The following is a 13,958-nucleotide window of genomic DNA, read 5'->3' as shown; positions in this document are numbered from 1 at the left end:
ATGACAATCAAGCTCATCTGTCTGGATGCCGACGATACGCTCTGGCACAATATGCGGCATTTCAACGCGACCGAAGAGGCGCTGGTGGCGATGCTCCAGCCCTTTGCCGACGCCGATATAGCCCGCGACACGCTTAATGCCTGCGAAGGGCGCAATCTCAAACTTTATGGCTATGGGGCCAAGGGCTTCACGCTTTCGATGATCGAGACCGCGGCAGAACTGGCCGGGGACCAGATTTCCAAATCGATGATCGAGGATATTCTGGCGGCCGGGCGCGCGCTCCTGGCCCATCCGGTCGACCTGTTCGACGATGTCGCCGACACGCTCGACGCGCTGGCCCACCGAGGTCGGCTCGTGCTGGTGACGAAGGGCGACCTGTTGCACCAGGAATCGAAACTCGCAGCTTCAGGCCTGGGCGACCTGTTCAGCGGCATTGAGATCGTCAGCGACAAGACCGAAAATACGTTCCGCCGTGTGTTCGGCCAATATGACGTCGCCCCGCACGAAGCCATCATGGCGGGGGATTCGCTGCGGTCGGACATCCGCCCCGCGCTGGAGGCTGGCGCCTGGGCGGCCTATATCCCGCAGGAGGGGGCGTGGGTCCATGAAATCGCCGACACGCCAGCCGAAAATCCCCGCTTCCGCCAGATCGATCGGCTGGCCGAACTGCCCGCCCTGATCGACACCATCGGCTAAACGTCGTCGTCGCCCAGCCAATGCTCTGTCTGCGGCGGCAGATATTGCGCCATGCGGTCCAGCAATATGTCCGGGTCATTGTCGATCAGCAGCATCGCCCGATGCCGGGGCTGGAGGAAACCCTCCGCAACGACAGAATCGATGAAGGTCGACATGGGCGTATAGAAGCCATTGACGTTGAGCAGCCCGCACGGCTTTTCATGATAGCCAAGCTGCGACCAGCACCACGCCTCGAATATCTCCTCCAGCGTCCCGATGCCGCCAGGCAGGCACAGGAAACCGTCGGCAAATTTCGCCATCATCGCCTTGCGCTCATGCATCGTCTTGACGACATGCAGTTGCGTGATACCCGGATGATCATGTTCGCGCGCGCGCAGCGCTTCGGGAATGACGCCGATCACCTCGCCGCCCGCAGCGCATACGGTATCGGCGATCACACCCATCAGCCCGACGGTCCCGCCGCCATAAACCAGGCCAATGCCCCGCTCGGCCAGCAGCGTGCCGACCCGCTCGGCAGCTTCGCGATAGACAGGAGAGTTGCCGGGCGAGGAGCCAAGATAGACGCAGATCCGCATCAGGCCAGCCGTTCCGGCACGGAAAGCGCCTCTTCAACGATCGTACCCTTTGCACCAACCGCTTCCCAGGGAAACACGAACCAGCGCTTGTCCTCATCCCGGTCGATCATCTCCGCCCAATAATCCACCGTCACGCGCGACCGGCTGTTGGTGATGATGACGGCAAAGCGCAGATTGTCGCCATTGCAGCCATTGTCGGCCAGTAGCCGCCGCACATAATCGATCGTGCCGCCGCTATCGTTGATGTCGTCGACGAACAGCAGTCGCTGGCCCGCCGCGCTCTTCGCCGCGACCTTGGCCAGCAGTTCGTCGGCAAAGCCGGGTACCTTTGAACTATGGTCGATCGACAGCATCGGCAATTCGGTCTGATGCGAGATATAGACCGCAGGCACCAGCCCGCCACGGCCTATTCCGATGATGAAATCGGGTGTCCAGTCGTCCTGTTCAACCTGTCGCGCCAGCATTTGCACGTCGGCGACAAAGGCGTCGTTGGAGATATAGTGGAGCTGAGGCTCGGCAGTTTGGCTCATGACAGAAGGTCCGTTGACGGTCTGGAAAGATTGTCCGTTATCGGGTCTGCACGCTTTGGGCAATTGGCTGAGAGGCCGTCATGTTATGGCGGGACCGTCGATCGATATGGGATAGCTGAGTTGCGGGAAGCCGTTTTCGATTTCCTGCAAGGCTATGCCGGCCGCATAGGATGGCGTGCGCGCCGATGCGGTACACAGCGCCAGCGTCATTGGCCGCAATATCGGGTCGGAAATCTTGGTGAAGGACAGAAGGCCGCGCTGCACCTCTGTAATGACGTCGAGCGATGTCAGTACGCCGATGCCAATGCCCTGTAATACGAGCGACGTGATCATCTGGATATTGTCCGATGACACGGCCCGGTCGATCACCACGCCGGTCGTCCCTTCCAGCACCGAAATCTGCTCATAAACCGCCAATGGCTCAGCTGGCACGATCAACCTTGATCCTACGCAGCTGGAAAATCGGGCTTCCCTCTTGCCGCCCAGTGGATGGCCGGTCGGCGTGACGAAGCCCAGCACGACCTCCACGAAGGATCGGACGGCCAGGTCGCGCACGGTTTGCGGTTCGAAAAATATGCCGAAATCAACCTCTCCGCGCACCGTCGCCAGCCGGGCTGCGTCATTTTCCAGCACCCGCACGCCGATGGTGATGCCGGGATATTTGCTTTGCAGCGCCCGGATCGCGGCGGGGATATAGCCCTTGGCTAGGGCGTCGATGACCGCAATATCGACATGCCCGCGTTTCAGCCCGCGCAAATCCTCTATCTGCGCGCGAACATCCGCCATGTTTTTCTGCCATTTTGTGCCCGCCGCCATCATGATCTCACCCGCAGCAGTCAGGCGCAGGCCGGTCGGCAGCCGCTCGAACAGCGGCATGCCCAGATTGGCCTCGACATTCAAAATCTGCCGATCGATCGCTGACGCTGACACATTCAGTTCGTCCGCCGCGCGCCGGATCGAGCCCAATCGGCCTACCGCTATGAAATAGCGCAAGAAACGTGAAAGTGCCGGCATACCCACCCTATTTTTTGCAACACTGCGTCGAATTCATTGCATTTGATCGCACCACGTCAAGCCCCTAGTTGCAATGCACACCACATCGTCCGGCGGCGATTGGCGGGGATCATGGCTGTGCATGCTGCAACGCACCGTCGCGAAAGGGGTGCGCCCAAGGCGCCTTGCGACCGCGGCAAGAGCCGGCCGTGAAAATGGATAGAGCTGGAATTTCTCAATGAAATCCTGCCGACGATCAAATGGGAGAGGAACAGGGAGAATTAACAGCAGGGCGATCAATATGGGCCGCCCTGTTTCAAAAGGGGGGTATCTTATTCATGGCGAATATTGATCGCTTGCGCGGACAGCACCATGTCACGCCGCGTACGGACCGTTTCAGTCGGCCTTTTGGTGTGATCGCCGCCGGTCTTATGGCCTGTACCGCACTGACGACACCGGCGATGGCGCAGGATGCCGTGCCGAGCGATGCGTCAGAGCCGGGAGCCGAAATCGTCGTTACCGGCGCGTTAAACGCGCTGCCCGACAAGGATGTCGGATCGATCTTCGGTTTTGCCAAGACATTGGTTGAAACGCCCCGTTCGGCCTCGACGGTCAGCAGCGAACAGATTGAGCGCTTCGGCATCACGGACATTTATGATCTGGTCGCTCAGGCGCCAGGTACCTTCACCAACAGCTTCTTCGGCGTCGGTGGTGCGCTCGACATTCGCGGTACGCCCGGCGAAGTCTATTTTCGCGGCGTTCGTCGCCTGGATAATCCCGGCAACTATCCCACGCCCATTGGTGCATCCGACCGGATCGACATCGTGCGCGGCCCGGCCTCGCCCATTTACGGCCCTTCCAAAACCGGCGGCTATATGAACTTCGTGCCCAAATCCGCGCGCGTGAAGGATGGTTCGTTGCTGACCGGGCCGGAGGGTGAAATCAGCTACACGACCGGCAGTTGGAACCGCAATGTGCTGAAGGCAGAACTGCGCGGCCCGGCGAAGATCGGTACGGCCGAATTCGGCTATAGCCTCTATGCCGAGGTCGAGGATAGCGACAGCTATTACGACAATATGTCGACCAACCAGACGATCCTGCAAGCCGCGTTTGACAGCCAGATCACCGACAATTTCCGCATTGAATTTGGCGGCATGTACCAGAAATATTCGGGTCAACAAAATGGCGGATGGAACCGTCTGACTCAGGCTCTGGTCGATGACGGCACCTACATCACCGGATCGGCCCAGCCGGTCGATACCAATGGTGACGGACAGGTATCGCAGCAGGAATTCACCGCGATCGGCGATTTCAACCCGTTCGGTTCCTTCGGTTGTGGCGGCGGCAGCGTCTTTGCCAACGCGTCCAATAATGACGCCTGCTATGCGACCAACTATCCCTGGCTTGGGCTTACCAACGTCGGCACGACAAAGCTCAGCCGGAAGAAAGTGCTGACCGGCAAGAATGATCTGTTGGTGAACAAGGCCAAGACCGCCTATTTCGACATGATCTACACCGCCGACAACGGGCTGGAGATCAAGAACCAGTTTTTCTATGACGGCATCGATAATGATAACGAAAATAGCTACGGCTTCTCCCAGTTTCATAAAAGCTGGGTGATCGAGGACAAGATCGTCATCTCGAAAAGCTTTGACAGCAGCGCGGGTAAATTCTCGTTCCAGCTGTCGCCTTCGGTACGCTACACCAAATTCCTTCATGGCGATGATTTCGATTTTGAATATTTCCACCGCGTCGACCTGACCAAGGGCTATGACGCGCTGTCGGATCGTCTGCTGTCGACCGAATGCGACTGCGATTATTCCAATTATCTCAAGGGCCATTATACCGACTATGGCTTTGCGGGCCTGGCCGACCTTGATTTCAACTTCGGCTTGGGCCTCATATTGGGTGCCCGCTATGACGATATCAGCGTCAATTCCAGCTTCATCCCGACCAAGATGAACAATGTGCCCGCCGTTACTTCTGCCAAGGGCAGCAAGGGCGGCTGGTCCTGGACGGCAAGCGCGTCTTACAAGATGCCCTTCGGCCTGATCCCCTATGCCACTGCTTCACGCCAATCGACGGTGATTGCGGGCCAGGGCTCGGAGATCGATGCCGGCACGGTGGCCGCCAACGGCTTCATCACCGCGTCCAAAATGGTTGAAGGCGGCGTCAAGGGCAGTTGGCTCGGCGGCCAGCTCTATGCCGCGCTGTCGGTGTACAAGCAGGAGCGCACCGATCACAATATCCAGTCGTCCACGGTCAACCAGTCGGTACAGACAAAGGGGCTGGAAGCGGAATTCCGCTGGTCGGTTGATCGGCATTTCCTGATTACCGGCGCCTATACCAAGACGAAGGTGGTCAACCTGACCTTCCTGGATAGCGGCACTGCGTTCAGCTTTCTGGGCTATGAGGATCTGAAGGCCTATCTGAACGACCCGTCGCTGATTTTTGGGGGGCAGCCGGGAGCGTTGCTGCCGATTGGCAGCAAGAATGACGCGCGCCGTGCGGGCATCCCTGAAAATCTCTACTCGCTGACCGGCACCTATTCGTTCGACAACGGCCTTGCGCTCAGCGCCAGCGTCGTGAAAGTGGACTCGGTCTTTTCCGGCCAGTCGCAGGCGGTCAAGCTGCCGGGCTATGCGCTGGTCGATCTGGGCGCGTCCTATCAACTGGACAATTGGCTGTTCCGCTTCGTGGTCAAAAATGCGACCAACGAGAAATATTTCCGCGCCAACTTTACCGAATTGTTCGGCAGCACAATTGTCCTGCCCGAACGGCCGCGCAGTTTCCAGGCGACGGTGTCGTACAAATTCTGATGATTATGGAAGGCGTCGGACTGTCGGCGCCTTCCATAGCTGATTGGTTATAAGGGACGTTTCATGCGCCTTCTGTCTTATGTCGCGACACTGGCGAGTGCGACCCTGCTCATTGCCGCGCCGGTCCCGGCCAGCGCCGCGCTGCCGTCGGGCGTCGAGGACTGCCTGCCCGGCAAAGCCTGCGCCCATCCGCTGCCAGTCCGGGTCGTTATCGTGTCTCTGTTTGAAGTCGGCGAGGATAGCGGCGACAAGCCGGGCGAATTCCAGCTGTGGAAGGAACGGCGGCATCTCGATACCCGTATCCCTTTCCCCCAGTCCCATCATGACCTTTATTATAATCCCGATACCCAGATACTGGGCATGGTCACGGGCATGGGCAATATCAAGTCGGCGACTGCGACGATGGCGCTGGGCCTTGATCAGCGGTTCGACCTTTCCCACGCTTATTGGCTGGTCGCGGGCATTGCTGGCATCGATCCGCAAAATGCGTCCATAGGTTCTGCCGCCTGGGCGCGCTATCTGGTGGATGGCGACCTCGCCCATGAAATCGACGCGCGGGAAATTCCTGCCGACTGGAAAAGCGGCTATTTCCCGCTGCACAGCAAAGGCCCTAATGATCCCAGCCCGCCCGTGGGCCAGGGCGAGATATTCGAGATCAACCCGGCTCTGCGCGACTGGGCCTATGACCTGACCAAGAATTTGGCGCTGCCCGACGATTCTTCGATCCGCAAGGAACGGGGGCGCTTCACCGACCATCCCATGGCGCAGCGCCCGCCCTTCGTGCTGAAGGGCGATCAACTGGCAGCCATGACCTTCTGGCACGGCGCGCGGATGACCGACTGGGCCAATGACTGGGTGAAATATTGGACGCAGGGGAAGGGTGAATTCGTCACTTCCGCCATGGAGGAAACCGGCACCTATCAGTCGATCGTCTATCTCGACCGCATCGGCCGGGTGGACAAGCAGCGCTTCATGGTACTGCGCGCGGGCAGCAACTTCACCATGCCGCCGCCCGGCGACAGCGCCGCCCATTATCTGCTAACCGAAAATGAAGGCTATGCCGGCATGAACGCCGCGCTCGAAAGCCTTTATCTGGTGGGGTCCAAGGTGGTAGACGAGTTGATCGATCATTGGGATCGCTACGAAAAGACCGTCCCGCAATAGCATGGCGCTTTGCGTTATCCGCAATGCCGACGTGCTGGTCTGCATGGACGATCCCCGGTTGGGAGTTTGTCGACGGAGCCGCATCACTGGCATCATGAGCGGCATATCGTCACTATTGGCACGCTATTCCTGATCCTGCGCGGCTTCGCGCCAAGGATCGGCACGCCTATGACCGCTGCCGCGCTGGTCGCGGTCACCTTGAACCTGAGACTAGCGCGGCATAGCTTCGAAGGCCTGGAGATCGCGCTCCAGTCGGGCTTGCGCTGCCGCTTTCACATTTTTCGCCAGCCATGCGGCGCATCCTGGCGCATCCATTGCCACGCACACCGCAGCCCGCGCACCGCCCGGCCTGTCCTGCCACAGGCTGTCGCCCGGCAGGAAGCTGTAGTGCAGCCCGTTACGCACGATCTGCTTTAAATCCGCGTAGCGCAGCCCCTGTTCGGTGACGGCGCGCAGATATTCATTCGTCATGTCACTGCGCGACACGCCTTCATCGTCGGTCGACAGTACCACCGGCACGCCCGCTTCCCGGTATAGCGACAACGGATGATCGCTGCCCTTCACGCCCAGGATGACCGCGTTGCTGGTCAGGTTGATCTCCACCGCTACCTGATCGCGCGCCATCTGCGCCAGCAGCGCGGGCGCGTCAGTCTCATAAGCGATGTCGATGCCGTGGCCGATCCGCCTGGCACCTGCGATTTGCACTGCATCGCGAATGTGGAAGCCCAGATCGCGCGAAGGAACCAGACCCAGTGTCAGTTCGCCCGCATGGAGCGACAATTGCACCTTGGGATGGCGCGCTTTGAGGAACGCGATCATCTGCATATGCAGCGCATAGTCGCGCACCGCGACCGGATCATGCTCCGGCGCGGCGATATTGACGCCGACAAAACGCGGATCGGCATCGGCCAGGGCAAAGCCGAAGGCGAGCTGTGCGAACACTTGCGCCGGTGGATTGGTGCGGATCGCCGTGTAGAGATAGCGCATCGCCACGTCGCAGGCAGGTTCACGATCGGCCGTTCCGCATCCATTGAACGCCGCGCCCTGCGCATCATAGCCGTCATAATCGGCCCTCGCGCTGGCAACCGCATCCGGCAATAGCGGCGCGATCCTGGCGTAGAGCGCGGCAAGATCGCTGGCGTCGGCATCGGCCATCTTCATGCCCAGCAACCAGCCTGCGCGCGCGCCGCTGCCCAATTCAACATAGGAGACATGATCCGCCGCCGCCTGCCTGCGGGTCAGCGCCATCGCTTCGCCGACATGGCGACTATAGGCCGGGCCAAACGCATCGAAGGTCGCGAAGAAGCGGTCATAGCCCGACACTTCCGGGTCGCCCACGCCCGCCTCGAAACCGCGGGTGGAAAAGGCGTCGATCGCGCGCGAATAATGGGGATAGGTGCGCTCCAGCCCGGCGGCCGGGATATGTTCCGGCGGCGTGCAGGGCGGTTCGACGATATGATACGTGACGGTCGAGATACACAGGCCGTCGGCGGCTGCCCAGCGAAGATAATCCTCCGCAAAATTGGCGCCGCCAGCATGATTGTGCAGGTCGCCGCCCTTGGGCATGGCCTGAAGGAAGATGCGCAGGCGCGGGCTGCTATGCACGATCCGATCCAGATAGGCTGCCGTGCGCGCCTCGTTGGACAAGGCGGTGGCTGGGGTTCGCGCCACGACCGGTCCGGCGCTAACCATCAGCGCCATCAACAATGCAGCCACCCGCGTCATAGCAATCCCCTGTTTCGCGGCCTTTCTGGCGACGAGACCCAGGATGTTCAATGACGATATTGCGGACATCGCGTTGCCAAAATCAGAGCGGCGGGCGGAGCGGGCAGCATGGCGGGGCCATCTCGCGGGGTGGCCTAATTTTGCGATTCATCCGTCCCGTTAACGGCAATGGACGCAACGCCGAATCCGCAATAGGCCCGCGCTCACACCCGATTTGCATGCAAACGGCGGACGATGGGCCGCCGATCGTCATGACAAGGGGAAAGGGGACGGCGCATGGCCGCCTGCGGGACATGGGATCATATGTGATGGGCCTGAACTGGCATCCGACCTTGCCCAGTTGCATTCTGGCGCTCAGCGCGCTGGTCGCCACGGCGTCGGTTTTGGCGCGGCCGGACGGTGCAGAGCAGCCGCTTGTTGTAGAAGCTTTCGCAACGCCCGAAGCGACCCCGGCCATTTTGGGCGACTATTGTTCGCGCTGCCATAATGACAATGACAAGGTCGCCAACCTGTCGCTCGATGATGTGCGCAATGGCGATCTTTTCCATGGCAGGAATATGGAAATCTGGGAAAAGGTGCTGCGTCGCACTCGCCAGGGCGAAATGCCGCCGCTCAACAAGCCGCAGCCAACAGCTGCCGCCAGGGCCGCCTTCGTCCAGTGGCTGGAGAGCGGACTGGACGCCTATGCCGCACAGCATCCCGATCCCGGTCGCGCGACGATCCGTCGCCTCAACCGGGTCGAATATGCCAATGCGGTGCGCGACCTTCTGGCGCTCGACGTCGATGTCAGCCGGGAACTGCCGCAGGACAATTCGGGCTATGGCTTTGACAATATCGCTGATGTGCTGAGCGTCTCACCGACATTGATGGACCGCTATATCGCCGTCGCTGGCAAAGTTGGCCGCATGGCGACGGGCCTGACGTCCCGGCGGGAATTCGTCACATCCTTTGAAGTACCCAAGGATGGATCGGTCATGAATGGGGGGCGCCCTGCCTATAATGAGCGCGCCAGCGACGATCTGCCGCTCGGTTCGCGCGGGGGCGGGGCGTTTACCTATTATGCCCGCTATGATGCCACCTACGAGATTAGCGGCTGGCTGAACGCCAATACGAACAATGAAACCGACCGCCAGCCAGAGGATAAGGTCAGCGTCCGTGTGCCGCTGAAATCCGGGGCACATGTTATCGGCCTGTCCTTCCGGCGCCAACTGGCGCCCGACGAGAGCGTCCAGACGCTACGCAATGATCTCGACAAGGTGCCGGTGCCGACCGCGGCGCCGGTCATGCTGCCAATGGATGTCTCGGTTGATGGCGTTCGGGTCAAAACCGTTAACGTGCCGTCCTATCGCATGTCGCCCCGCTATTCGCAGCAGAATTTCCCGCGCGACGTCCTCCAGATCGACGTGGCCGGGCCATTTTCGCCAAAGGGTGTCGGCCGAACCCCCAGCCGCGACCGCATCTTCATCTGCAAGCCCCGGCGGGCCAGCGCTGAAGCCGCCTGCGCCCGGCAGATCGTCGGGGCGCTGGCCCGCCGTGCCTATCGTCGGCCGGTGAACGACAATGACCTGACGCCGCTGATGCGGGTCTATGCGACCGAGCGCGCCCAGTCCGATTTCGAACACGGGATCGAGGCAGCCGTCGAAGCGATACTGGTCTCACCCCATTTCCTGTTTCTGGTCGAGCAGGATCCGGCAGGCAGCAAGCCGGGCGGCGTTCGGCGCCTCACTGATCTGGAACTCGCGTCCCGCCTGTCCTTCTTCCTTTGGAGCAGCATTCCCGACGATACCCTGCTGTCGCTGGCCGAAACGGGCCAGTTGCAGAAGCCCGGCGTCATGGATGCGCAGATCACCCGGATGCTCGCCGATCCGCGCGCGCAGGCGTTGACGACCAATTTCGCAGGCCAGTGGCTCTATTTGCGTAACCTAGACCAACAACGGCCCGATATCAGCATATTCCCCAAATTCGACACGCGCCTGCGCCGTGCCATGGCGCAGGAAACGGAAATGTTCTTCACCTATGTGTTGCGCACCAATCGCAGCCTGCTGGATTTCATTGCGGCGGACTATACCTTCCTCAACCAGCGGCTGGCCGACCATTATGGCATTGGCGGGATCACCGGCACCGCCATGCGGCGCGTCACTCTGAACCCGGCCTCCAATCGTGGCGGGTTGCTGGGGCAGGCGAGCATCTTGACCGTCACTTCCTATGGCAATCACACATCGGTGGTGAAGCGGGGCAAATGGATTCTCGACAATCTACTCGCCGCCTCACCGCCGCCGCCGCCGCCCGACGTGCCCGCATTGCAGGAAAAGCATGACGGTCGCCTGCTGACCGCGCGCGAGCAGTTGGAACTGCATCGCAAAAGCCCGGCCTGCGCCGCCTGTCATGTGAAGATGGACCCGCTGGGCTTCAGTCTTGAAAATTTCGATGCGATCGGCGCCTTTCGCCAGAAAGATGCGGGCCAGCCCATCGACGTATCGGCGCGGATGCCCGATGGCACCCAATTTGCCGGCCTGTCCGGGTTAAAGCGCATCCTGCTCAGCCAAAAGGACGAATTCGCAAGCGCCTTTACCGAAAGGCTGCTGACCTATGCGCTGGCCCGCGGGGTGGATGCGCGCGACATGCCGGCCATCCGCACCATCACCCGCAGCGCCGCCGCAGATGGCTATCGCATCCAGACCGTCATCAAGGGGATCGTACACAGCGCCCCCTTCACCCTGCGGCGAACAACTGGTCAATGAGGGCAACGCGATGATCATCCTGCGCAAACCGCTTAGCCGCCGTACCCTGTTGCGTGGCGCTGGCACGGCCATGGCGCTGCCCTTTCTGGAAGCGATGATGCCCTCGGCCAAGGCGGCCGATGTCGCATCCCGGCCCAAAAGGCTCCAGATATTCTATTCACCCAATGGCATGATGATGGACCAGTTCATGCCATCATCGCAGGGGCCGGGCTTCATCCTGCCACCTACGCTGGAGCCGCTGGCGCCGCATCGCGCGCAGATCAGCGTCATCACCGGCCTTGGCCATCCCAGCGCGGCGGCGATGGGGGATCGTCCGGCGGGGCATGGCCGCTCTTGCCCCGCCTTCATCACCGGCGTCCATGTGAAACAGACCGAAGGTACCGACATACGCTGCGGCATTTCGGTCGATCAGGCCTATGCCGATCATCTGGGCGACGCGACCCAGCTGAGTTCGCTCGAACTGGGTATCGATCAGGCCAGCCTGCTGGGCAGTTGCGACATCGGCTATAGCTGCGCCTATACCAATGGCATCAGTTGGCGCAATCCTACCGTGCCGCTGCCCGTCACCGCCAATCCGCGCGACGTGTTCGAACAGCTGTTCGGCGATGGCGACGCGCTGGATGCCAAGAGTCGCCTGGCCCGGCTACGGCGACAATCGAGCATTCTGGATTTCGTGATGGACGATAGTGCGCGCCTGAGCGGCGCGCTGGGGATGGAGGATCGCCGGAAACTCGACGAATATCTGGAAGCGACCCGCGACATTGAACGGCGCATCCAGCGCGCGATCGCGTCGGGCGGTGGCGCGCAGAGTGCTGATCTGGAACGACCGGCGGGCATTCCCGACAGTTTCGATGCGCATGTCCGCCTGATGATCGACCTTCAGGTGCTGGCGATGCAGGCCGACATCAGCCGCATCGGCAGTTTCATGATCGGCCGGGAACTCAGCAACCGCACCTATCCGGAAATCGGCGTGCCGGATTCCCACCATATGCTCAGCCATCATGGCAATAGCCCGGAGAAAAAGGCGAAACTGGCCCGTATCAACCGGCATCATATGGAATATTTTGCTTATTATCTGGAACGGATGAAGGCGGTGAAGGACGGCGAAGGATCGCTGCTGGACCGGACGCTGGTGCTGCGCGGGTCGGCCTTTGGCGATCCCAATGAGCATGACCATATGGATCTGCCCATCATTGTCGCGGGCGGGCTGGTGCCGGGCGACCGGCATGTTGTGGCGCCAAAGGGGACGACCATGTCCAATCTGCTGTTGAGCACGTTGCAGGTGCTGGATGTCCCCGCGACCCGCTTTGGCGACAGCGACGGCCCGTTCAAGGCGCTGGCCAATGCTTAATCGCGCATGCCTGGGTGTCGCCCTGCTGGCGCTGATGGCGGGATGCGGCATCGCGCAGGCCCGCGCGCCGCAGAGGGATGATGGGCTGGCGCGCGCGATCGTGGCAAATGACGTGGCGGCCGTTCAGGCGGCACTGGCCGACAGAGCCGATCCGAACCAGAAGCTGGCCTTCGGCGCGACGCCGCTAGGCTGGGCAGTCAACACCCAAAATCCCGCGATTGTCGCCGCGCTGCTGGCTGGCGGCGCGACCGTCGACACCGCCGATCAGGATGGCGTGACGCCGTTGGCTCTCGCCTGCGAACTGGGCGATCCGGCCATATTGGCGCAGTTGCTGGATGCCCGCGCCGATGTGCGCGGCGCACGGGCCGATGGCACAAGCGCGCTTGCCATCTGCGCCCGCTACGGTCCCGCAGAAGCCGTCGAACGCATGCTCTCCCTGGGCGCGGCCCCGGACAGTGTCGACAAGCGTGGCCAAACGCCCCTTATGTGGGCCGCCGCGGCGGGCCGGACTGAGGCGATGGCCCTGTTGCTGAAGGCTGGCGCAAACCCCAATCGCGTGTCGAAGGGCGGCTTCACGCCCCTGTTCTTCGCGATCAAGAGCGGCGTAGTCCCCGCTACGCAGATCATGCTGGCAGCCGGTGCCGACAGCGCCCATCGCGGCCCGGAAAATAGCAGCGCGGTGCAGCTTGCGCTGTACCAGAAAAATTACGGGGCCGCCGCCCTGCTGGTGCCGCATGGTGTGGATATAGTGGAGCGGGATCGGACCGGCGAGCAGTTGCTTCATGGTGCAGCGGCGGGAGGCGATGCCGAACTCATCCGATTGCTGCTGGCCAAGGGCGCTGATCCCAATGGCCTGACCGGACCGTCGCGGATCACCTGGGTGACCGAAGCCAATTTCGGCGTTCCCCCGCCGCCGGTACCACCCACGCCCCCGTTGCTGATTGCTGCCGCCAATGGCCGCAAGGATGCCATGATGCTGTTGCTGGCCGCAGGGGCCGATCCGCACTTCGTCACGGCGGATGGTACCAACGTCGTGCTGGCAGCGGCGCGTGGGGGCAGTGCGGCGACGCTCGACTATGCCCTGTCTCTTGCGCCGGTCGTCGATATAGCGGGGAAAGATGGCATGACCGCGCTCCACCTGCTGGTTGCCGGCGGTGTCCAGCCAGAGCTGGAAGCCATGCTGCACATTCTGGCTGCTCGCGGTGCACGCACCGACATTCCCAGCAAATATGGCAAGACCGCCGCGCAAATGGCGGACGGTGGCCTTACCGAAGTGAAGCAGATTTTTCGCGCGGTCTTTCCCGACAAGATGTCGGTGAAGATGGCGGGTGCCGCGCCGCAGACCGTTCCTGACCATTGACAGC

The 13,958-nt window shown here is 61.4% G+C and carries 10 protein-coding genes; 6 read left to right on the top strand and 4 right to left on the bottom strand.

Annotated features, from left to right (window positions below):
- Positions 1 to 696: an HAD family hydrolase gene (locus FE851_RS17295; protein WP_145205123.1), complete on the top strand. Its 696-nt coding sequence runs from the start codon at positions 1 to 3 to the stop codon at positions 694 to 696.
- Here FE851_RS17295 and FE851_RS17290 read toward each other — a convergent pair.
- The 3 genes from FE851_RS17290 to FE851_RS17280 all read right to left on the bottom strand — a co-directional run bounded on the left by FE851_RS17290 (position 693) and on the right by FE851_RS17280 (position 2,815).
- Entirely contained in the window at positions 693 to 1,271 is a 579-nt protein-coding gene (locus tag FE851_RS17290) for a TIGR00730 family Rossman fold protein (RefSeq protein ID WP_017182003.1), read from the bottom strand. The genes FE851_RS17295 and FE851_RS17290 overlap by 4 nt on opposite strands.
- On the bottom strand, positions 1,271 to 1,801 hold the full coding sequence (locus tag FE851_RS17285; RefSeq protein ID WP_019052389.1) for a phosphoribosyltransferase: 531 nt from the start codon (positions 1,799 to 1,801) through the stop codon (positions 1,271 to 1,273). Before FE851_RS17285 ends, FE851_RS17290 begins: the two co-directional genes overlap by 1 nt.
- Before the next feature lie 78 nt (positions 1,802 to 1,879).
- Entirely contained in the window at positions 1,880 to 2,815 is a 936-nt protein-coding gene (locus FE851_RS17280) for a LysR family transcriptional regulator (RefSeq protein ID WP_145205120.1), read from the bottom strand.
- A gap of 317 nt (positions 2,816 to 3,132) precedes the next feature.
- Between FE851_RS17280 and FE851_RS17275 the strand changes: the two genes are divergently transcribed.
- Positions 3,133 to 5,613, top strand: coding sequence for a TonB-dependent siderophore receptor (locus FE851_RS17275; RefSeq protein WP_145205116.1), 2,481 nt, complete (start codon positions 3,133 to 3,135; stop codon positions 5,611 to 5,613).
- Between the two features lie 63 nt (positions 5,614 to 5,676).
- On the top strand, positions 5,677 to 6,777 hold the full coding sequence (locus FE851_RS17270) for a purine nucleoside permease (protein WP_145205113.1): 1,101 nt from the start codon (positions 5,677 to 5,679) through the stop codon (positions 6,775 to 6,777).
- Positions 6,778 to 6,987: 210 nt separating this feature from the next.
- Here the strand turns inward: FE851_RS17270 and FE851_RS17265 are convergent, their stop codons facing one another.
- On the bottom strand, positions 6,988 to 8,502 hold the full coding sequence (locus FE851_RS17265) for an adenosine deaminase family protein (RefSeq protein ID WP_145205109.1): 1,515 nt from the start codon (positions 8,500 to 8,502) through the stop codon (positions 6,988 to 6,990).
- A gap of 218 nt (positions 8,503 to 8,720) precedes the next feature.
- Here FE851_RS17265 and FE851_RS17260 point away from each other — a divergent pair, with 218 nt between their 5' ends.
- The 3 genes from FE851_RS17260 to FE851_RS17250 are packed head-to-tail and all read left to right on the top strand — an operon-like array spanning position 8,721 to position 13,954.
- Positions 8,721 to 11,243, top strand: a complete 2,523-nt coding sequence (locus FE851_RS17260) for a DUF1592 domain-containing protein (RefSeq protein ID WP_145205106.1) — start codon at positions 8,721 to 8,723, stop codon at positions 11,241 to 11,243.
- 10 nt (positions 11,244 to 11,253) lie between these two features.
- On the top strand, positions 11,254 to 12,594 hold the full coding sequence (locus FE851_RS17255; RefSeq protein WP_145205103.1) for a DUF1552 domain-containing protein: 1,341 nt from the start codon (positions 11,254 to 11,256) through the stop codon (positions 12,592 to 12,594).
- The gene (locus tag FE851_RS17250) at positions 12,587 to 13,954 is read left to right on the top strand and encodes an ankyrin repeat domain-containing protein (RefSeq protein ID WP_145205100.1); all 1,368 of its coding nucleotides are present in this window, start codon (positions 12,587 to 12,589) and stop codon (positions 13,952 to 13,954) included. Before FE851_RS17255 ends, FE851_RS17250 begins: the two co-directional genes overlap by 8 nt.
- Positions 13,955 to 13,958 lie beyond the last annotated feature (4 nt).

This window comes from Sphingobium sp. B2, from assembly GCF_007693735.1.
Taxonomy (GTDB): Bacteria; Pseudomonadota; Alphaproteobacteria; order Sphingomonadales; family Sphingomonadaceae; genus Sphingobium; species Sphingobium xenophagum.
Note: the sequence above shows the minus strand (reverse complement) of the source record. Positions and strands in the feature narration are given on the sequence as shown.